The organism is Pedobacter agri PB92 (genome assembly GCF_000258495.1).
Lineage (GTDB): Bacteria > Bacteroidota > Bacteroidia > Sphingobacteriales > Sphingobacteriaceae > Pedobacter > Pedobacter agri.
Window position 1 is genome coordinate 1 of record NZ_AJLG01000024.1, and the last position, 21,308, is coordinate 21,308.

General features: G+C 38.3%; 19 protein-coding genes. 16 read left to right on the top strand and 3 right to left on the bottom strand.

Features of this window, described 5'->3' with window-relative positions; genetic code table 11:
• Nucleotides 1–104 precede the first annotated feature (104 nt).
• Nucleotides 105–1,430, top strand: a complete 1,326-nt coding sequence (locus tag ON09_RS24115; RefSeq protein ID WP_010600036.1) for a PBSX family phage terminase large subunit — start codon at nucleotides 105–107, stop codon at nucleotides 1,428–1,430.
• 15 nt (nucleotides 1,431–1,445) lie between these two features.
• Here the strand turns inward: ON09_RS24115 and ON09_RS05385 are convergent, their stop codons facing one another.
• Both ON09_RS05385 and ON09_RS05390 read right to left on the bottom strand, forming a co-directional pair.
• Nucleotides 1,446–2,729 carry a hypothetical protein gene (locus ON09_RS05385; protein ID WP_010600037.1) on the bottom strand — a complete coding sequence of 428 codons (1,284 nt, stop codon included), beginning with the start codon at nucleotides 2,727–2,729 and terminating at the stop codon, nucleotides 1,446–1,448.
• Nucleotides 2,730–2,731: 2 nt separating this feature from the next.
• Nucleotides 2,732–3,175, bottom strand: a complete 444-nt coding sequence (locus ON09_RS05390; protein WP_010600038.1) for a hypothetical protein — start codon at nucleotides 3,173–3,175, stop codon at nucleotides 2,732–2,734.
• A gap of 93 nt (nucleotides 3,176–3,268) precedes the next feature.
• On the opposite strand from ON09_RS05390, the gene ON09_RS24120 reads away from it, so the two are divergent.
• The 13 genes from ON09_RS24120 to ON09_RS05460 all read left to right on the top strand — a co-directional run bounded on the left by ON09_RS24120 (nucleotide 3,269) and on the right by ON09_RS05460 (nucleotide 14,731).
• Nucleotides 3,269–4,192, top strand: coding sequence for a hypothetical protein (locus ON09_RS24120; protein ID WP_010600039.1), 924 nt, complete (start codon nucleotides 3,269–3,271; stop codon nucleotides 4,190–4,192).
• Between the two features lie 124 nt (nucleotides 4,193–4,316).
• On the top strand, nucleotides 4,317–4,952 hold the full coding sequence (locus ON09_RS05400; protein WP_010600040.1) for a hypothetical protein: 636 nt from the start codon (nucleotides 4,317–4,319) through the stop codon (nucleotides 4,950–4,952).
• A gap of 150 nt (nucleotides 4,953–5,102) precedes the next feature.
• Nucleotides 5,103–6,815: a hypothetical protein gene (locus ON09_RS05410; protein ID WP_010600041.1), complete on the top strand. Its 1,713-nt coding sequence runs from the start codon at nucleotides 5,103–5,105 to the stop codon at nucleotides 6,813–6,815.
• On the top strand, nucleotides 6,769–7,272 hold the full coding sequence (locus ON09_RS05415) for a hypothetical protein (RefSeq protein WP_010600042.1): 504 nt from the start codon (nucleotides 6,769–6,771) through the stop codon (nucleotides 7,270–7,272). The genes ON09_RS05410 and ON09_RS05415 overlap by 47 nt, the downstream gene beginning before the upstream one ends.
• Nucleotides 7,273–7,304: 32 nt before the next feature.
• A complete protein-coding gene (locus tag ON09_RS05420) occupies nucleotides 7,305–8,213 on the top strand; it encodes a hypothetical protein (protein ID WP_010600043.1) in 909 nt (302 codons plus the stop codon).
• A gap of 77 nt (nucleotides 8,214–8,290) precedes the next feature.
• Nucleotides 8,291–9,286, top strand: a complete 996-nt coding sequence (locus ON09_RS05425) for a hypothetical protein (RefSeq protein ID WP_010600044.1) — start codon at nucleotides 8,291–8,293, stop codon at nucleotides 9,284–9,286.
• A 117-nt stretch (nucleotides 9,287–9,403) separates the two neighbouring features.
• Nucleotides 9,404–10,678 (top strand): hypothetical protein, encoded by a 1,275-nt coding sequence (locus ON09_RS05430; RefSeq protein ID WP_010600045.1) that lies wholly within the window; start codon nucleotides 9,404–9,406, stop codon nucleotides 10,676–10,678.
• On the top strand, nucleotides 10,678–11,139 hold the full coding sequence (locus tag ON09_RS05435) for a hypothetical protein (protein WP_010600046.1): 462 nt from the start codon (nucleotides 10,678–10,680) through the stop codon (nucleotides 11,137–11,139). The genes ON09_RS05430 and ON09_RS05435 overlap by 1 nt, the downstream gene beginning before the upstream one ends.
• Nucleotides 11,136–11,732, top strand: coding sequence for a hypothetical protein (locus ON09_RS05440; RefSeq protein WP_010600047.1), 597 nt, complete (start codon nucleotides 11,136–11,138; stop codon nucleotides 11,730–11,732). The genes ON09_RS05435 and ON09_RS05440 overlap by 4 nt, the downstream gene beginning before the upstream one ends.
• 175 nt (nucleotides 11,733–11,907) lie before the next feature.
• Nucleotides 11,908–12,387: a hypothetical protein gene (locus ON09_RS05445; protein WP_157258848.1), complete on the top strand. Its 480-nt coding sequence runs from the start codon at nucleotides 11,908–11,910 to the stop codon at nucleotides 12,385–12,387.
• A 4-nt stretch (nucleotides 12,388–12,391) separates the two neighbouring features.
• A complete protein-coding gene (locus ON09_RS05450) occupies nucleotides 12,392–12,748 on the top strand; it encodes a hypothetical protein (RefSeq protein ID WP_010600049.1) in 357 nt (118 codons plus the stop codon).
• Nucleotides 12,738–14,429, top strand: a complete 1,692-nt coding sequence (locus ON09_RS05455; RefSeq protein WP_010600050.1) for a DUF5977 domain-containing protein — start codon at nucleotides 12,738–12,740, stop codon at nucleotides 14,427–14,429. The genes ON09_RS05450 and ON09_RS05455 overlap by 11 nt, the downstream gene beginning before the upstream one ends.
• 17 nt (nucleotides 14,430–14,446) lie before the next feature.
• Nucleotides 14,447–14,731 carry a hypothetical protein gene (locus tag ON09_RS05460; RefSeq protein ID WP_010600051.1) on the top strand — a complete coding sequence of 95 codons (285 nt, stop codon included), beginning with the start codon at nucleotides 14,447–14,449 and terminating at the stop codon, nucleotides 14,729–14,731.
• Here ON09_RS05460 and ON09_RS05465 read toward each other — a convergent pair.
• Entirely contained in the window at nucleotides 14,728–15,261 is a 534-nt protein-coding gene (locus tag ON09_RS05465) for an SHOCT domain-containing protein (protein ID WP_010600052.1), read from the bottom strand. The two genes, ON09_RS05460 and ON09_RS05465, sit on opposite strands and share 4 nt — an antisense overlap.
• 116 nt (nucleotides 15,262–15,377) lie before the next feature.
• Here ON09_RS05465 and ON09_RS05470 point away from each other — a divergent pair, with 116 nt between their 5' ends.
• Together ON09_RS05470 and ON09_RS05475 are read left to right on the top strand one after the other, a co-directional pair.
• Nucleotides 15,378–18,959, top strand: a complete 3,582-nt coding sequence (locus ON09_RS05470) for a tape measure protein (RefSeq protein ID WP_010600053.1) — start codon at nucleotides 15,378–15,380, stop codon at nucleotides 18,957–18,959.
• 8 nt (nucleotides 18,960–18,967) lie between these two features.
• The gene (locus ON09_RS05475) at nucleotides 18,968–21,304 is read left to right on the top strand and encodes a hypothetical protein (protein ID WP_157258849.1); all 2,337 of its coding nucleotides are present in this window, start codon (nucleotides 18,968–18,970) and stop codon (nucleotides 21,302–21,304) included.
• Nucleotides 21,305–21,308 lie beyond the last annotated feature (4 nt).

The following is a 21,308-nucleotide window of genomic DNA, read 5'->3' on the forward strand; positions in this document are numbered from 1 at the left end:
AATCGACATAATCTTTCAGAAACTTCAATATCGGATGAAAACCGATAAAATCAATTATCGGCTGATTTCCCGATAATGCTTATATTTGATAACTTTGTTTTCAAATGTTAGCAACTCCTAGTTTCAGTGTAAATGTAAAATTTAAACCTCTTTTCAGTTCTGATACGAGGTACAAACATCTTTGGGGTGGCCGTGCCCGCGGCGGCTCCCATGCTGCGACTGATTACTTTCTTTTTCTAATCACCAAAAAGGAATATTTCAGGGGACTGTTTGTCCGTGAAATCTTTGGCGATATCGCCGGATCTTTATTTCAGGATTTCAAAGATAGGCTTAATGTCCAGGTTGAAGCAGGAAACTTAAACGAAGACGACTTCACCATAAACGAGTCAAAGAAAACCATTCTTTATAAGCCGACTGGCAACACAATCATATCTAAAGGTTTTAAGTCAGCATCATCCAAGTCATCAGCGAAACTGAAATCTATTGCCGGTATTACTCACGTTTTGATTGAAGAGGCCGAAGAGGTAGACGAAAGTGACTTCAATAAACTGGATGATAGTATTCGTACCAACAAGATCGAAAACATTGAGATCATAATGCTTTTCAATCCACCAGGTAAGAATCATTGGATAATGAAGCGCTGGTATAATCTCATGCCAGCAGTGAGCAGCGTAGGAACTGAGATTGAAGGATGGTACAGAGCAAGTCCGAAAACTAATCCGGATCTGCTATCGATTCATACTACGTTCCTTGACAACCTCAAGAACCTCAACTCAAAAACAATCTCTAAATATCATCAGTACGGGGATCCTGAATCGCCAATGTATAACGAGGATTTCTATTATCGTGATGTTTTGGGACTTGTTTCTGAAGGTGCTAAAGGTAGGATTTACAAGAAAGTTAAACCATGTACTGCAGCGGAATATGATGCATTACCGTATGAACCATTTTACGGCCTCGATTTTGGTTTCTATCCTGATCCTGTTGCTTTTGCTGAACATAAGCGGCATAATAATACGCTTTGGAGTAAGCAGCTTATCTATGAGCAGGAACTTACTAACCAACAATTGGCCGAACGGATAAAGCTTGTAATCCGTCATCCCAACTCACCAATTTATGCAGATTCAGCGGAGAGTAAATCTATTCAGGAATTGATCGATGAAAGGCTTAATGTTTATGGTGCTGTAAAAGGTCCCGACTCCGTTGATTTCGGAATTAAAAAGCTTCAAGGATTGACCTGGTATATTACTGAAGATTCAACTGATTTCTGGTTTGAGAATCAAGAATACAAATATCAATTAGGTGCTGATAAACTTCCAACTGGTAAACCGATCGACAAACATAATCACTTGAAAGATGAAGCTCGTTATGCTGTAATTACTCATGAGATTTACGGAGGCGGCGAACGCTCAACTGGTAGAAGAAATTAATTATAATTCGAGATGTTAGACATAACATTCCAATTTTTTATAAACCCCATTGATCTGTGTAGCTATTCCAACTACATCAACAACTTTATTTTCATTTAAACTTTTTGTAAAAGTTGAATTTGAATAGTCGCCTTCATTTTTATAGATTATTAAAGCAACTTTTGAATATTCTTCAGTTTCATTGTTATAATATAGTCGTGCTCCGCCCCTTCCAGTTTCACTATTAATTCTGAAAACCAGAATCCGATATGGCTTTGGAGCTTCATCCATGATTACGACCGATGTTTCTAAAAACACCTCTTCAGGAAGCAACTTTGATTCAATTTCATCCTTATAATTTGTCGATAAATAACCTATCGTTGAAAATTTTCCTGCGTCACTCAATTTTCCGACTTCAATTGTGTCAAAGCTATTATTGGATTTCAAGAATTCGGTAACGTTGGAAAGTTTTTCAGCTGAATTATTTATGCTATCAACCAAAATATCCGACACGGTTGAGATAGGAGCCAAATGGGCACTAGTTATGATGTCTTCGAAACTACGTTTTAGGGTCCTGAATTGTGCTGAATTTTCAGGCTGTTTTACTAAAAATCCATCCTCTTCATTTGGGAAATCGTAAGCAACGTAATTGAGATATCCATTTAAAAATTCGGCAACTTTTTTCTTATCAATAGCGAAAAGTGTTATTTGTTCTTTGGCTTCAAATTCGATATCAAAATTCAATCTATAACTTCCAATTTGAGAGGGTTGAGAATATATTCTAGGAAAAATATTGAACATGCTTAGTGCATGTAAACTTTCCTCAAGGTAATTATATATTTTCAAGTTGATGTTATTCACATCGTTTACCAACGCCTTATGAAAATCTGCTAATTTACCTCGCAGTGAAAATGAAAAGCTAAGTTCATCCAATGCTAGAAACGTATCTGGTATAAAGGAGTTAGGTAATGGTAAATAATCTGATGGTATATATTCTGTGGAGAGTAGGTATTTATGTAAAACTTTGTCATTAATATCCCTATCTATAACAAAGATTTCCTTTGAGCTTTTTATCAAATCTCTATATGATATGGCTTTAGCGAAGTAGCTACTAAATTGTCTGTCATCAACTATAATCACAAAGTATCTAAATATATCATTATCTTCATCTTCACTTACGAAAGAGCCCAATAATTTGTTGCCATAACGATTAGTCCCTGTAAATAAAATTGGATATTCATCGAAATGAAGAATTTGATAGTTGTCGGTTATAATCGGCAAATCAGAATTGATGGAACTATCTGTATTGATATCGAACATAATTAAACTATGGTTAAAGGAATCATATCAATCAATTCGACATCTTCTACTGTAAATGAATCTTCCTTGTAAAAGTCATAGTGATATTCGTTATAAACTATCTGATTTGGAGTATGTTTAACAAGTCCTTTATTTGCCTTAAATTTAATGATACATAGGTTTTTCTTGAACTGGGGACTTATTGCTGCTGAATATTTATATTTTTCTAATAGCAACGAAGAGCTCGAATCATTCCAAAGTTCAATTGATACACCATTATAACCACAGACTTCCTCGCATTTAGACTCGTCGCTTGGGATCTTGTTTCTTTCAATATGATTTTTAAAATCTGAGTTCTTGAGGCTCGGAGCCCTTTTAACACTTCTAGCAAAAAAATTTGTCAAATCTTCGTGGGCGTCAGTTAGGCAATCACAGTGTGTATTTTTTGAGATTTTATCGTAAGGCATTTGAGAGCAGTATTAGATCGTAAATATATAATAATTTTCTGCTGAATGAAATGTAAAAAGATTACTATTTTAGCCAACCTAAATTAATGGCTCATGGCTAAGCAATCAGAAAAACAAAAAGAAGAAAACCAAGGTCCCCTAAATGATATTCCTGTAATTAACGAGTGTTTCATAATAACACCAATCGGAGAATACAATTCAGAAACATTTGTTAAAGCTATGGGATTGATAAACTCCGTGATTAACCCCGTATTGAAAGAATTCAATTTTAAGGCAACGCCGGCAAACGAGATAAATACATCGGGTTCAATCAATAAACAAATTATCAAAAGGATTTTAGAAGACAAACTCGCAATTGCGAATTTGACAGATTTAAACCCAAATGTTATGTACGAGTTAGCACTTAGGCATGCTGCTCGTCTGCCGGTTATTACTATGGCTGAGAAAGGGACCAGATTGCCATTTGATATTACTGATCAGAGAACAATATTCTATATCGACTCGTTAGCAGGATCTGAAGCTGCTAAGCCTCAATTGAGGGCTATGATTGAGGAAGCACTAACTGGTGAACTGCCTGAAAATCCTATTTATGATGTATTGCAGCAAGAGTCGATTTTGAAGAATGTTAAACAGGATGATCCTATAAATTTGCTTATGAATACGGTTAATCAAATGGAAACCAAATTTATGAATGCAATAAATGATATTAAAAACAGTTCCTTTCAATCAAAGCCATCTCCACCATCATATCCAAACGTACAACAAAATAGATCATTCAATATTAGTGGCACGGCTGATTCCAGTATTCATAACATGACAACAATCGTGAGTTCTCTGCATCAGTTTCTCAAGAAAGTTGATAATAATGCGGCTTATCGAGGTGGGTCACTTACATCTGACGGTAAATTTGATGTCGGTTTTACATTCTCCAAACTGGTTGATGATAGCTATTTAAGAGCTCACTTAATTGTCAATAAAATAGACGGTATACAAATCACCAGTGTAAATAGATTATAAAATAATCAAAAGTTTGCAATCAAATATTTTTTCTATATTTGAACTTAAATGGCCATAGGCCTGTTCTTTTAAATATTCTCGCTACGGGACTGCGGATAATTATTCACTTTAAATCAAATTAAAAATGAATTTATTTGGCGACTGTCCATTAGAGGATGCTCTAATTGAGATCCTTAGACAAAACTGTAATTTTAAAATCGGCCAAGGCGCAAAGCTTTTCTTCGGTCGTATTGGTGCAACCGCTCCATTTACTCCAACTTCTATCCTTACCAAAACGGCATGGGATGCTTTAATTTCTGCAACCGATGAAACCAAGATCGTAGTAACTAACTACATCACCAATCTTGTTATTGCCGGTACTGATTCAGTTGAAGAGGGCGGTGAAACAAACCTTCGTCGTATGCCTGAGCTTGTTGATGGCGGTAATGCAGCTGCAACATTCAACCCTCGTGGTATTGAGCCAGCTATCAGAGCAGCAATGCAAAAGCTTACTCCATACAGCGCCATTCAGCCTGGCGTTTCTGAATTGGGTTTCGGAATTATCAATTCTGATGGCGATTTGATCGTTGACAAAACAACTGTTTTAATCCCGATTTACAACTTCTTTTTAGGTGATACGGATGTAGTTGCTGAAAAAGGCAAGTCCAATTCATCGATCGGTAAGTTCATGCTTGAATTTGGATGGTCTAACAATCTTGTTAAATACACTCCTTCATTCAACATCCTTGCAACTTATCCAGCTGTTACTGTAACTCCATAATCATGGTAACGCAAGTTGTATTAGAATGTCCGTCCGAACCGAAAGGCCGGACATTCTCCCTTGAGCATGCCAATCGATTACTCAAGGTGCAGGGAAATGCGCCAGATGGTTGGAAATTAAAAGAAGGTCAGAAATTCGAGCTAAACAACAATGGTGTTATCATCAGAACAAGCGATCAAGTTAATTCAGGACAAAGTAAATCACGAGCTGGTCGCAAAGGCAATAGCTCACGAGGAACGAATTCGGTTTCATAGTCAGCTATGTACCGATGCATCTGATACTTCATCGTATTACAAAACCTTTTTAAGCAGGATCGAAAAGATACTTCCGAAAGATAAGTATCTAAGATTTACTGAAGTGTTCGACTTTCCAGTTCCTACAACGGATCTGGTTGATGTTGTATTTTCTGAACTTTCCAAAGTATTTGATGCGCAAAATAAAAACTTAAGCTATCAATTTTCAAGGCCTGAGAGCCGTGAGGACTTTACCAACTATCTTGAATGGATGGAGTTTTCCCAATTCTGGGAAAATGAATGTTTTGAAGCTATCCGTAACCGGGTTAACACTATCCAGGTTGTTGATATGGCAATCATCAAAGGAAATGGAAAGCCTCAGCCTTATGTTTTTAATCTGAACATCGAAAGGGTAATTGCGATCGAGATAAATGACGATGGGAATATCTCGTTTCTTGCTTATAAGGATCAGGGCCGTATCGTTTCTATCGATGAAAACTATTATCGGACGTACAATATCGATGGTGAAGATCTAAAGTCAATCACAATTCATATTGAAAACAGACATTTACTTGGCTACGCTCCGGCTCGTTTCCTGATGACTGACAACATCGGTAAAAGCAAAATGATCAAACAAAGCCCGATATCTAAGGCGCTTTGGGCACTTGATCGTTTATTGTTCCGTATCATCTCAGGAGAAAATCTTGAAGACTATGCAGCTTATCCGATCTATTCGATTTATGATGAGGATTGCAATTTTAAGGATGTTCACGGGAATACTTGCCAGGGCGGTAAAATAACCGGCATCAATCAGGGCGGCATCGATTATGTCGTAGATTGCCCATCTTGTAAAGATAATTTCTACATGGGACCAGGTTCCATTCTTACATCAAAGGCGCCACGTACCAAAGATCAGGCTGACTTGCTCGATCAGGTAAAGATCACGTCGGCCGATGTAGAAAGTTTGGAATATATCAATGGTGCAGTCGATCGCCGTAAGTCCGGAATTCTATTTTCATGCGTTGGGTTCGATCCTGAATCCCAAACAGGCAAAGCCCAAAATGAAATTAAGGTCATATCTACCTACGATTCAAGGCAGTCAATTTTGATGAAGCTAAAGCGCAACATTGAAAAGGCTAAAAAATTCGTAATTGATACCATCGCAGCGCTTCGCTATGGTCAATCTTATCTTGGTTGTACTGTTGATGAAGGATCTCGATTTTACCTAGCTACATCACAACAGCTAACGGAAAAACTTGCAGACGCAAAGGCAAACGGAGCATCTCAGTTCGAGATAGCTATGATCAAAAATGAGATTTATTCGAATGAGTACCGTAACAATCCGGAGCAGCTGCAGCGCATTGAAATTCTTAAGCGCCTTGAGCCTTTCTGTGATTTAAGTTTTGATCAGGTAGTCACTTTAAAAGAGAAATTTCCGCTAAACGATTTGGATTTGTTTATTAAGTTTAATTTTGATTACTTTGTATGCAAATTCGAAGATGAAAACGGCAGTATCACTGATTTTGGAGCTTTATTGCCTATGTCTGAAAGAATTGAAATAATCAAAAATCAATTATTTAGTTATGGCAACAGAGAATTCAAACAACAACCAATCATCCCAGCCGTCTAAAGCGGAACAGGATGCAGCTGCGAAAGTTAAACAACTGGAAGCGGAAAGAGATCAGTATAAAGCTAAACTTAAAGCCCTTGAGGATAAAGAAGCTGCTGATAAATTAAAAGCGGAACAGGATGCAGCTGAGAAAGCTGAAGAGGAAAAAGAAGCGGAACAAAAAAATGAGCAGGATGCAAAAGCTGCGGCCGCTGCCAAAAAGCCTTTGAAGCTTAAACACAAAGATGAGGAATATGAATATCCTGCAAGTGAAAAGGAAAACTTCATTGTTCGTCATTCGAAAATGTTCAAATCGCCGACTGGTCAGTCGATGGAAGATCCAGGTTCAGTAAGAATTCAGATCTATCGCCCGGAGGTTTACGCTGATTTGATCAACGAGAACGAAAAAACTGGCGAACAAAATGCATTCGTTCAGTCAGGTGAAAAAACGATCGTACTTCACGATCCTACCAAGTAATCAAAACCAATCAATAAGAACGGGAAACTTATATGAACTTAGAAGAAATTCAAGCCGAATTGGCCACAAACACAGAACTTAAAACTGGTTTGCTCGGAGCTTTAGAAAGTGATTTATTCACTCACGCTAAATCTAAAGGCCTAATTGTTCGTACTGCAGATGAAGAGAAATCTCATTTGGAGAACTTCGAAAAAGAAAAACTTAATCCTCGTATCAGCGAGATTTACTCTTACATCGATAAAGATGTTAAAGAGGCTTCTGGTATTGAGAGAGAAGCTCAAGAAAAAACCTATGCGTATGTGAAGCGTGTAGCTGCTTCTTTACTTGGGCAAAAAATTGACCTTGAGAAAAAACTCAATGATGCGTTGGCGGGAAAAGGTGATGAGCTTACAAAAGCTGAGCTTGCCTCTTTGAAAACTACGCTTGCTGAGAAAGACAAAGCGCTTACTGATTTAGAAGCAAAATCTAAAACAGAGACGTTCGGCTTAAAGGTTGGTTTCGGTGTTGATCGTTTCTTAGCTGGTCAAAAGATCTACGTTCCTGCTCACGTGCCGGAAGCAGATCGCAAAGCTTACGTTGACGCTCGCATCAATTACATTAAATCCGATTTCCTTAACACTTTCAAACCTGAGGAAACCGACAAAGGGATTGTTTTCAAAGATGCATCTGGTAACATTCAGATGGACACCGCGAAAGCAGCTGCCAAAACAGAGGCCGACCTAATCGCTGAACGCTACAAATTTGATTTTGAGCAGGCAGAGGAAGAAGGTGGAGGCGCTGGATCAGGCAAAAAAGGCGATAAAACAGATGTTGCACTTTTAGCTCAAGTAAAGGATAAAGAAACCCTTTATGACTATCTAGCTAAAAAAGGACTTGTAATGGGTAGTCCTGAATGGCTTAAAGAGCGTGAAGAAATGTCTAAAAAATTAAACATCGTCTAATTCAAATCTAAAATTCAATGCAACTAAGGGACTGTTGCGAACAAACAAATTGTTTAACCCCCTTTTTATAAATTAAAATGAGTACAGCAGCAACAGTCTTTCAAGACGCAATTGTAGAGGCAGGAAAAAGATTCACTTATAACAAGTTCGAGTCTCGCTTGTCAAAATATAGTGTGATCCAGGCATTCAAAGATAATTCAGCTTTGATGTTACCTGAGTCGACTATCGATAAATTAAGAACGGCCGCCGTTCGCCCGTTAAAGATCCCTGTGTTAAACAGATATGCTGCAACGGTTATCAATAATCGTTCATGCGTTATCACTCCTGATAGTGTCACTTCAGCATTTAAAACGATGGCATGGGTAACTATGGGTTTTGCAGTTGGTATCACTCCATCTATCAGTGTTAACAATTACATCAGCGAAGAAGATGATCTAGCTTTTCAATTCGAAATGGGGTTGAAAGCGGTTTATTCTGCTTTGGATAGCATGGGATATCAAACATTGGAAACTAACAAGACTGGTGTTTTCCCTTCGCCATTGTACACAAATGCAAGTGGCGCTTACCAGATCCCGAACATCGACAGAAAAGAGTTTTACGCTAAGCTTCCAGCGATTATGCGTAGACATGACTTCGACGGCCGTATCGTTGATATTGCTAACACTGAGGCGATCATTGATCCAGCTTATATCGCTGCTCAAGGTTCTGCTAACGGTCAAAACTTGCAGTATCAAGTATTGAACATGGATATGTATCGTTCAAACCGCGTTCTAACAGGGGCCAATGTTGTAGAAACCCATTACGATATGCCAGAGGGAGCGATCGGAGTTTATAACTGGATCGATTACGAATCTCAAAAAAGATTGAATATCCACTCTGGTAAAGGTTGGACTCAGTATGTAGATCCATTATTCGGATTTACCTGGGGTGTTTTCTTTGATCATGATTGCGTTGATGGCCGCTTCGTTAAGAAATGGAACATCATCGCCGATTTCTCATTCATGACTGCTTATTCAAGCACGACTGATACAGCGATCGTGAAATCAGAGATCTTAAAGCCAGTAACAGTTTAGTTTTCTTTTTCATAGTTATGGTTTAGGTTGATTTATCAGCGTTGGGAAACGCCCGGTAAGTTTAAGGCACCGCACCGAGAGGCTCGGTGCCTTTTTTAATACACTTAACAATTCAAAATGTACAATTCAGCCTTAGTAAAAATAGGACTTGCCGGAATGGTAGGACTAAAACAGATTTACGGCGATCAATATGAAAAGCTAGATCCGGCTTTGACGGACGGAATCCTTTTTGATCTTCACGATGTTCATCCGCTTATTGAAATGGAAAATTTAGTGAATTCCTATAGGACCGCTAAGAAGTTAGGATATAATGTTTACGATCCAGGTAAAACCTATTCAGCAAAAGAACGTGTTTTGAGCGGCACTAAAGCATACGAAAGCTTAAGTGATGCAAATACAGGGAACAATCCGGAAACCTCAACGGCTAATTGGAAATACGTAAATGTTCTGAGTGAGCAGCTATTTGATAGCATTGCCTCAAGCATCGACAAAACTATTCAATCGGTATTCATTCGTAAAAAACTTAATTCGTTGGTTAAAACGATCGTTGATGATTTCAGATTATACGATGGCCGTGGCGAAGTGACCAATAAGAATGCGAACAATGGCCGTTTTGTGGGTTTCAAAATCATGCTTCATCAGGGAGAGGATCTTGTTGTGAATCTTCCAAAAATAGCCTTCCAATTTGATTTGCCTTGTCCTGATCTCAAGCTTTACCTTTTCAATACTTCGCAGCTTGAACCAGTTGCCGTAATTCCTTTTAATTACAATCAGGCGGGAATAGTTAAGTGGTTTAATACTACCTTATCGCTTCAGTCTTTCGAGGATGGCGATTACATTTTAGGTTATTTCGAATCAGATCTGTCACCTGGTGCACAAAGCATCAAGAAAGAAACCAACCTGGTAAGTCCTCAACTTTGCGGAACGTGTAATCACACTGATTTTAAACTTTTCAAAACCAGATCCGAGTACATGGATCTTCAGCCTTTATATGTTGAAGCTGCTCACTTGAATGGTACTGAATTGTGGGATGAAAGCTATGAGGTTTATCTTGAAAAGAACAATTGGGGCATGAACATTCAGTTTACAATCAATTGCGATTTGACTGATTTCATCATCTCAAACAAAATGCTTTTTGCTGAAGCGTTATCGAAACAGGCAGCGGCCGATATCCTTTTGAGCATGCAGTTTTCAAGCCTTGATAACCAACAACTCATGAAGCTTAAAAGCCAACTAAACTACGCGCTATATGGCAATAAGGAAAACTTTAATAAAGGCTTAATTGCAGATGCTGAAAAGGCAATAGCTGCTTTAGATTTTGATCTTTCAAACCTTAACCGGGTTTGTCTGCCATGTAACGACTCCAAAACCATAGGAAGGAAGGTAGCATAATGCCAAGAGTCGCCACTCGCACCAGAACCAGCGGTAAATCCGAAAATCTTGATATCACTCGCGATGTAAAACGGATCTTTTCCGATCGGTTAAAAGAGATCGCGTATGAGCAGCTTTTAAAGGAATCGATTAAAGCACATGAGCCGGAAATATCGGACCTGAACACTGAGCAGATGAACAAAGGTATTAAAGGTGATGGAAGCGAGATCGGGCAATATGCTAACATTGGTTACAAAGGCAGATTGAAGCCAGTTGACTTATACGATACCGGAAGTTTTCATGATAAAGTTTACGTTGAGCTTTACGATGAGGTATTTGAGATGAACAGCCGGGATGTTAAAACCGAGAAGCTCATTGAAAGATGGGGCGAAGAGATTCTTGACCTAACCACCGAAAATAAAAACAATACTGGCGAAATCATCAAGCCAACATTTATTGATAAAGTAAGACAGCAGCTATGATCTATTCAAACCCAAATAATTTAATAATTCCGAATCCTGTAGGTTTGGATGTTGCTATAGTCGAGCTTCAGAAAGCCATTGCAACATTACCATACATATCAGCTGCTTTTGGACGTGCCAGAACTCACAAGGAAACAGTTAACGGCGATATTGTAACGCTTCCAAAAGTTTACCAGGGCGAAAAGGAATATTACAACCCTATGCCGAATGGCAATTTCGTTTCATCAACCTTCATGGTTGCCACTGGTCCTGAAAAGTGTGAGGATTATCAGCAGTTCGGGCAAAACGATCTTGAGCGAGATATTGCCATTATTTTTTGGGGTGATCTTTCCCAGATCGATAATTCAAAGGATTACATTTTCCTTGAGGAAATTAAAGAGGATCTTTTGAAAGCAATCAAATACTGTAAATGCTTTAAATCCTATAACGGGTATGTTGATGAAAAATACAGTGAAGTTTTTAAAGAGTTCTCAAGCTATTTAAACAGTCAAAGCCGCGATACTTCTAACGCTGAAATCACAACTCAATATTTAATGTACCCTTATGCTGGGTTCAGAATGAATTTAACTTTAACCTACACACAAGAATGTTAAACTACACAGTTTTACTAAGTCTATTGACTTTGTTCATCATGCTTTTGGCTAATAAATGGAATTACTTTGAAAAGTTCCGGATATGGTTTAAAAACGATCCATGCATCTTTTGCCATATATTTTGGATTGGTGTAATCCTTTCCGCTATCGCCTTTTTCCCTTTAGAAGTGAAATTTTGGAAATCAATCGTGATGCTTTTTTGCTCAACATCGTTGACTTATATTCTTTATTCCAAGTATTAATGAAAAAGGAAACCATTAACCAAACAGAGATTGTTTTTTATAACTCGATCCGTGAAGTTCCTGAATGGAAATGGCAATTGCTGCAGTCTATTCTTTTACAAAAGGAATATATTGGATCTACGCTGGCAGATGTGGCAAAACATCATGGTAAATTTGATTTATTCATTAAGGCCAAACAATACGATGAGTTATTGGAGGAACGTATAAATCTCACTATATGCTTTAACACGATGCTGAAAAACATTAGTATTAAAAGCAAAGCTCTTGTCTGCCTGATCCATACTATTAACGGTGAGCCAGTCGATATCATATCGGAAGATAAACAAGATGAGGTTTACAAACAGTTGCTCGCAACCAATATCAGCACTGAAAAGGTTGATCTTCTTTTGGAGGAATTAAAAAAAAATTATTGATGAATTGAAGTTCTATTTTCCGAATGCTATTCAGGATGATGTCAATTACTATGAGAACCTCCGAAACCTTAAGCTTGCAGAAATTGATCATGCCATTGATCCAAGCGAGGCAAACGATCAAAGGATAAAAGCGCTCGAGCTTTACTTCATCAACCAAATGAAGCCGGTTGCATTCAGGATCCAAAACGGGACCAATATCATCATCGATAATGAAAAGAAGTTTGAAAAGATTTGTGCCTCGCTAAACGAAGCCGGAATGCATAATGCCAGAGAACTGAGCATGTATGATTTTAGAATAAGAATGGAATATTTTGAAGACAAGGCCGCAAGCCTTAAAAAAACTAACAACGATGCAGATTAACAGATTTAACTTCATTAGATGGTTTACAAACCAGTCAACTGATCAAACCATAAATATTCCAAGATTGTCAGCGAGGCAGTCAAGAGTTTATTGCCCTGTAATCGCTTTGGGTGAAGCGTTCAGCTTTTATGTTAATGCTGATATCCCTTTTTCTGATTCAGATAATCTGCAGCTTGATCTTGTAGGTACGGCCGGAACATTCACCAATGTATCACCACTTTCAAAAGATGTGATCCCCAACAATGGAGGATATAATATTTTTTGCAATGGAACACTGAATGGCATTCCCACGGGCCAATATCAATTAGTTATCAAAGTCGGTGCTATTGTGAAATGTATCAGCAATCCTATCCAGGTAATGAACTTAGCTTTAGCCGAAAGGATGACAGTTTCGGTACTATACCGGAATAGCCGTACTAGATCACGTTTTCGTTATTTCGAAAACCCTACATTTCGAAATAAGATCCGATTAACAGTTTCGCTTGTTGATTGGACGGCCGAAGGAAATCTTGAGCAATATCGTGAAGTCAGTACCGGCACTTTGAGAAATGAAAAGCTTGAACTCGATCGTAAAATCAAGATCTCAACTTACTTTTTTGATGATGGTGCTCATGAGGCTATGACCGAACTGGGAGTTTGTGATTCGATAATTATTAACGGCCGAAATTACCGAGCGAAAGGGATCTATAGTCCTACTGTTCGCGAAAGTGCAAACGTGAGCAAAGGAGAAATTGAACTTTACGAAGTTGATTTCAGTAAGATTAATAAGTATGGTAAGATGGATGTTGTTTATCAATCTGACGCCATGTCGGCTGTAGCTCAAAAGAACAATTGCACTTCCGGTACTGGCTCAATGGTTACTTATAGTATTCCAGCGGGAAAGCATACCTCAACAATTAGCCAGGCTGATGCAAATGCTAAAGCTCAGGCGGATCTTGATAATAATAAGCAGTCAAACGCAAACCAGAAAGGCACGTGTATTCCGCCAAAAGCAGTGGTGATAAATTACACTTTCGAAAAGGGAGATAATCCAACAGTAGATATGGTATTGGTTCCATCTGCAAATGGAAATAACCTGGGCAATGTTTATGGCACTTCGTTTGGGTCACTGAACGGGGCCATGGTTGGCGACAATCTTAACTTTGCGATCGTGCATGAGATCAATAGAATGCCATGGCCAGCGCAAAGCAGGGCGTCATTGATTATAGAGAAAAACGGAATTGAAATCTATAGTTCCGGATTCCTTACTGATGGAAATGTTGAGTTATTGGCAAGCAAACAGCTTATTGCTGAAGATGCGGTATATACTGTAAAATGTGTATCAATCAGCACATCGACGGCTTATATTGGTTTGGTATTAAGTCTTTATAATCAAGCTGGCTTAACAGATACTACTCCATTGTTTTTCAGAATAGATGATAATACATCTGGCGAGTTTGTTTTGAAAACCAGGCAGGATGTAAATGTTCAGGAAAACATCGGTTTTAATGCACTTTCAGATGGCAATACTTTGAAAGCAACTATCACAAATGGAAGTCCTTTTAATTTGACTTTTACAGTTTTCAATGATTATGGATATTCTGAAAGTTTGTTTATTGCTAGCGGTCAGACTGGAATCATCAATAATAATCCAAAAACAGCATTAAAAATAAAATGCAATATTTTAACTACTCCCTTATAATTTAGTATTTTTGAGCAATGTCGAAAAATAAAAAGTCTTTCAAGTCATTTGCTGCAACATCTGAAAAGATGGAGGCGGCGATGGAGGCTTTGGTAAAATCCAATAACTATATCGTTATAACTCAAACAAATGTTGAGCATCAAGGTAAAATCGGCATCATGAATGGTATTGATCACGATGCCGGTTCTTTAGAAAATACTGTCAATCTTCTTACGGCGTGGGCTGATGAAATGCAACATCAGAAGCAACATCAAGATGAATTGAAAGATCTTTTGGGCGATAGTGGTATCAACAATTCTTAGATTGAATCTAAAATCTTCTTTTTCTTTTCCTCGTATTCTTCTTTAGATATCGCGCCAGAATCATGCAAATCCTTTAATTTTTTAAGCTTATCTAAGCTAGACTCAGAATTTGTATTATTTGATGCATTTTTAGATTCGTTGCAGTCTGCGATCTCACATGTAGCAATAGCATCATCAATAATTAAATTGTAATTTGTAATGTTACCGCCTGCAACTGTAAAGAATGTTCTTACAGACCCCCTCATTTTAGTTTGCTTTATTTTTTTTACGATTACATTTGTGCCACTATACGCTCGACCTATATTAAATTGGCTAGCATCTTTATTGGAATTATAGGACATTACAGCTCCCCAACCGCCCATTTCCAGATACCTGAAATTACCTTGTGGATCACTTCCTCTCCCAAGCTTAATGGTGTCACCAGGTTTATAAATCTTTCCATTAGGGGCTGAATATTCTTTCAATGTTGAGGTTTGTGCATTTGCGACTCCTACTGATATCACAAATAATAGCGTTAAAAATTTTTTCATATCGTAAAATTGAATATTATTTACTGTAATTTCAAGTTGGCCGTTACTTAAATTAATTTCTTACTTTTGGGTATCGACTACGGGCCTGTTGATTTAATTTCTAAAATCACAGTCCGATGGCAATTCAGTATAAGGAATTATTTGACTTTGACGGCTTAGACGCTGCTTTCAAAGATCTTGAACAATCTGAAGATCAATTCGCGAGATCAGTTATTGACGATCTTAAACGTATTCAAAAACAATCTGCAGTTACTAAATCTGAACTTTTAAAACTTGCAGATGCATTAAAGAAAATCAATGTTACCAACAGCTCCGGCAGAGATTGGTTAGGTCAACTTGCAGCTCAAAGTGAAGCTGCAACACGTGCATTCATCGAGCAAAATAATGCACTAACTAATAACCGGGCTATTATGGCGGCGGTTCGGGAAGAAGTTGCCCGTTTGAAAGCTGAGTATATTGCCCAAAGAACGGCCACTGAAGAAAATCGTACTAAATCAGCAGAATATCGTGCCGAAATTGATCGACTTAAAGCAGCTCAGCAACAACTTAGAAACGAACTTGCAGCCTCGAGGGTTACTCAACAACAATCAAACGCTGAAACTCAAAGATCAAGAGCAGCTCAAGCGCAATTACGTGAAGAGCTTGCAAGAACCAGGTTAGAGGAAGCTAGAAACACTGCTGAACATAGAAGACTAACTCAGGAGCAACAGAGGTTAACAGCTGCAACCAGAGCGGCCGGATCTGCAATTACCGTAGCGGCCGGATCTTATCGGGAAGCTCAACAGAGACTAACCACGCTAGGGAACTCTATTCGTAATGCCGAAAATGGTTTTGAAAGTCAGAATGCAGATATCAGGGCACAAATCACTGAATACAATCGCCTAAATGACGCATTAAAAAGGTTCGATGCTCAAATGGGCAATCATCAACGTAATGTTGGTAATTACGGTGGATCGCTTCAAGGTGTAATCGGAATGTTGAGTGGTTTAGCGGCTAGTTATTTATCTGCAGGGGCTGCTTTGAGTTTTGCATTTGAAAAGAATCTAAGTCTTGACAGCTTAACCGCGGCTTTGACTTTCACTTTAGGAAGTAGTGAAGCTGCTGATAAAAAACTTAAAGAATTAAGAAAGACTTCCGAATTTTTGGGCCTTGAGTTTCTTACTCTGGCAAATAGTTACAAGTCGTTTGCCGGGGCCGCTATTGCTTCAAATTATTCTTTGAAAGATACAGATAGAATTTTCATGTCAGTATCAAAAGCAGCTGCAGTACTTAAACTTTCCAATGATCAATTGGGTGGTGCTTTAACTGCTATTCAACAAATGATATCGAAAGGTAATGTTCAGGCCGAAGAGTTAAGAGGTCAATTAGGTGAGCGTTTACCTGGTGCATTTGCTATCGCAGCTAGAGCTTTAGGCGTAACCACTCAGGAGCTTGACAAAATGCTTAAGAAAGGCGAGGTATTGGCCGCTGACCTATTGCCGAAACTTGCTGATGAATTGGATAAAACCTTCGGCGATAAGATTCAAGGCCAAGTATCTGGAATGCAGGCTGAGATGAACAATCTTAAGAATACCATGGAAGAGATCGCCACTTCAGGAGGCCTAAACACGTGGTTTGAAGATATCATAAGGGGCGCTAATAAAACATTAACAGCTATTAAAAATCTTACCGCTGGATTTATCAATTCATTTAAAAACCTTAGAAGTCCAGAAGAATTCCGAAAATCTGCGGAAGAGTCAAGAAAAGAAGAAGTAAGAAGAAAGACTAATTCGACAAATCTATCTATAATAGACAAATATGAGGGTATTGGTGTATCTAAGGCGCAGATGATCACCGCCGATAACTCTAGCGAAGTTAAATTGAATAAAAGACTCATCGAGCAACGCGCTGAATTAACTCGTTTATGGCAACGTTATAATTACTTCAAACAACTTGCAGATCCATATAACGAAGGGACAAATGCCCTGCAGTATGCCAATGCGGTTAAGCAAGTATCTGAGCTGAATGGTAAAGTAGCGATACAGCAATCCTTAGTTAGGGAATTAAAAGAACAGTATTCGGAGCTTTATCCTGAGATTGATCAGAAAACAAGAAACTTAACTGATGCTGAATTAAAGTCTGTTGCGGCTATTCAAAAAAGAATTTCAGAGCTTAAAAAGCTTGATGGTAGTGCGGTAATTGGTACGGAAGTTTATGGCAGAATTGAAGCGCTTAAGGCTAGATTAAAAGAGCTTTCTGACCATAATAAAAAATCTAATAAAGAAGCGAAGGATGGCATTTCTCTTTTGGAGGACCAGATAACAAAAATGGAGCGTGCTCTACAGCTTCAAGCTCTCGCTGCTAAAAATAAAGGGATGGAATTCGCTCCATCAAAAGAAGCGCTTGAAAAGCTTGATGAATTGCGGGATAAGCTTCAATATGTCAAAGATGTTTTAAATGGTGTAAACCGAAATAAACTTGGTGAACTTACTCAATCCGCAACGTCCGCTAACTCATCGTTATCAACTTCAAATAGAAAAGCAAAAGCTGATTTAAGATCTACTCCGGCGCTATTTGCTATGTCAGACAAAGAAATCTTTGATGCTATGTCTGAATCTATAACCAAAGGCGAAAAGAAGTTGACTGATATGTATGCAACGGAGCTTGGTAGAAGAAGAGATGCAGCTGAAAAAGCTTTAGAAAAACAGAAAGAGGCTATGCATTTAGCCACTGAATATATCGCGCGAAGTTTTGAAAAAGTATCGGATGTAGTCGGCGAGCAATGGAGTGATCTATTTTATTCCATGACTGATGCCATGCATCATTTTATTGACAGCATGAAAAACGGCTTGGAAGATGGAAAGTTAAGTTTCCAAGATTTTGCGAACATAGCAAATGGGTTGATTTCAGGTATTAATGGTACAATGCAAGAATCATCTCAAACCAGAATAGATCAATTTACCAAGGAAAGAGACCGTGCAATAGAAGGCGCTGGTGACAATGCCGATGCTAGAATCAAAATAGAGGAAGATTACCAAAGAAAAGTAACAACTCAAAAAAGGAAAGCAGCTCAACAGGAAAAGCAAATGGCCTTGCTAAGTATTGCCGTGAATACTGCAGCTGCTGTAATGTCTGTGCTTTCAACTGGTGGTGGTGCTCATTATCTTGATTTTGGTGTAAGTGCCGGAATACTTTCTGCTTTCGTTACTGGTGTCGGTATTGCTCAAGCTGCTTTGGTTTTATCGAAACCAATACCTCAATTCTATACGGGTACCGAAAATGCTCCGGAAGGTATCGCAGAAATTGCGGAGCGTGGGCCAGAGCTTCAGATCAATCCGGATGGATCTAAGGAGCTTAACACTAAAAGACAATACAAGTATTTGAAACGCGGAACAAAGATTAAAAATGCAGATGATACAGCCAACTGGCTAAGCGCTAATCAACTTTTCATTGATAAAAATGGAAACCTATCTGCTATGGGCAATTCTGACGAACTAAGTGGTAATATGTCAAAAATGAATAACTATCACTATGTGATGATGAGCAATACGGCCGAAAAATTCGATTATGATCGAATGGGTAGAATGTTTGATCGTTCAGTTAAAAGCATTCCTTTCGATGAGCACCATTTTGACGATCGTGGCTATTCAAAATATCGTGTTGAAACCAATGCAAGAATTAAGGATTTAAACGCTAGAAATAGCAGAGGAGGCAATTAATAATGGATATGTTCAACCTATACGAAAAAGAGGATCAATTCAGATTAGTTACTGATTCAGGATCTTTTATCATAAGCGAGCCAGTGGGATGGGATAAAGTTAATTTCGTTTTAAAACGTGATAGCTCGACTCATGGAGTTGACTTTGATTATAGCGATGGATCTATCCAGCTATCGTTTACTGAAGTTTCCGGAAGGCAAATAATCCTTGACGAAATGAAGAAAAAAGGAACCGATGCAAAGATCATTCTTCAGTTTGGTTTTATTATTGGCCAGACATTCATTGTTGATTATGAAGGTGACCTGGATCTCAATTCACCAGCTAAAACGACTTTCAATTCGGTTGATTGTTCTGTAAAAAGGAAAACATTTGATGACAAAATTGAAACTCGGTATGAAACGCCAGTGACTTTAACAGCTGTTAAAACTATTGACGGTTCGACAATGCCGGTATTGAATGGTATCGTTTTGCCATTGCATAGTAAATCAATTATTGAAAGATACCTACTTGATAAATCGTATGATGCTTCACAACATCAGATTTTCTCTTATCCAAGGGATTCAAATTTTGATCATAATTTCTACATCTCCCCGGATTTTTCAGCATCAACAACAAATGAGATTAGTGATGCCGGGACCAATGCATTTGGTATTTATAAAGAAGAGCCGGTAAGTACTGATAAATGGGACTGGAATCTTAAATCTAATGGAAACTTTAGCTTTGACATTAAGTTAAATACCCGCTTTCACTTCTATCTAACGCCATCTACCTTTGGCGCCAGCGGCCGTATTCGTGCCTGGGATTACCAATGGAAATTAATCAGAAACAGATCTGGAAATATTACCACTTACGATATTGGCGCCCGGATCACTGGCGAAACAAACGATCGTGAACTTGATTTTTATTGGAGTGGATCTTTGAACGTAAATATCGATTTACAAATTGGCGATAAGGTTTACATATTTGGCCGATTCGGTTTTGATGGCGATCGTAATTGGAGAACGGAAAGCCCTGAAATATGGATGAATAGTACTTTCATCAAGATTGAAGGCAAAACCGAAACAGCTCCAACAAGTGCAAACTCCTATCTTATCCATGAGTCGATTGATCGGATCATAAAGAGCATTACCGATAATAAAGGCTATTTGGTTAGCGATTTTCTTGGTAGGCCAGATTTGGGCTATAATGCAATGGGACCAGGTGCGAAGAAAGCCATAACGAATGGCTATCAGATTAGAAACTTTTCAAAGGAAGATCGTCCTGTAATTTTAAGCCTTAAGGATGCTGTTGAAAGTCTTAATGCCATGCATTGTATTGGATCATGCTATGAGGTTGATGCATCAGGAAATAGCTACATGAGAATTGAACGTTTTGATTATTTCTACAAAGATGTTGAGATCTTGAGGCTGAATAATACAATTCAGGATTATTACGAGGAAGTGGATTTGGATTCGATCTTTAATGAGATTGAAATTGGTTACTCAAAATATCCTGAAGATGATGTTACAACTTTGGATGAATTCAATACCAAGCAAACCTATATCACTCCGATTATTTCCTATAAAAAGAAGTTAAGTCAGCTCTCCAAACTTCTAACTTCAGGATATTCGATCGAGCTTACAAGGCGTAAAAAGTTTGCCGATACGGAACTCGATTCATGGAAATACGATGAGGATAACTTTGCCATTGCCCTGGTTCAAAATGGATCTGCATGGGTTCCTGAAAAGGACGAAGCTTTCCTTTCTGTTACTGGTGTGATCAGTCCGGAAACCTCTTACAATCTTCGCTTATCCCCTAAAAGAATGTTGTATGCGTGGGCAAAACTTCTGAATACTGGATTTGTTTTTAAAAAGAGTTTCGAGCTGGTAAAGAATACTTTCTTTAGTAAAAATGGAGATTTGCAAACTCAGTTCAAAGCATCCGAGCAGTTTAATATTGGCGATCCTAGCAAACGGGTTACCCTTGAAAAAGCTGATGTCATGCTGGGCGAGTTTGATCAATTTGAAAGGATATTTGCGCCAGTAAAAATAACGTGCAAAGTTTCATTAAGTATTGAGGATGTTAAGCTGATTAAAGCAGCTCACCAAGGAAGAGATACAGGAGGCCGTAATTACGGATATATTACCGTTAAAGATAATGACGGGCTGCTTCAAAGTGGATATCTGACGAAGTTGGAATATAACCCCAGCTCCGAAATGACCACTTTGGTTTTACGAAAAAAATACGCAAATTTGGGCAACCAATTCGACTGTAGTAACTACAGCAATTGGACCTTTTCACAATTTGAGGCCGCTACGGGACTGTCGCCTGAGATCGAACAATGTAAGTTCAATGATTTCAATTAGACGA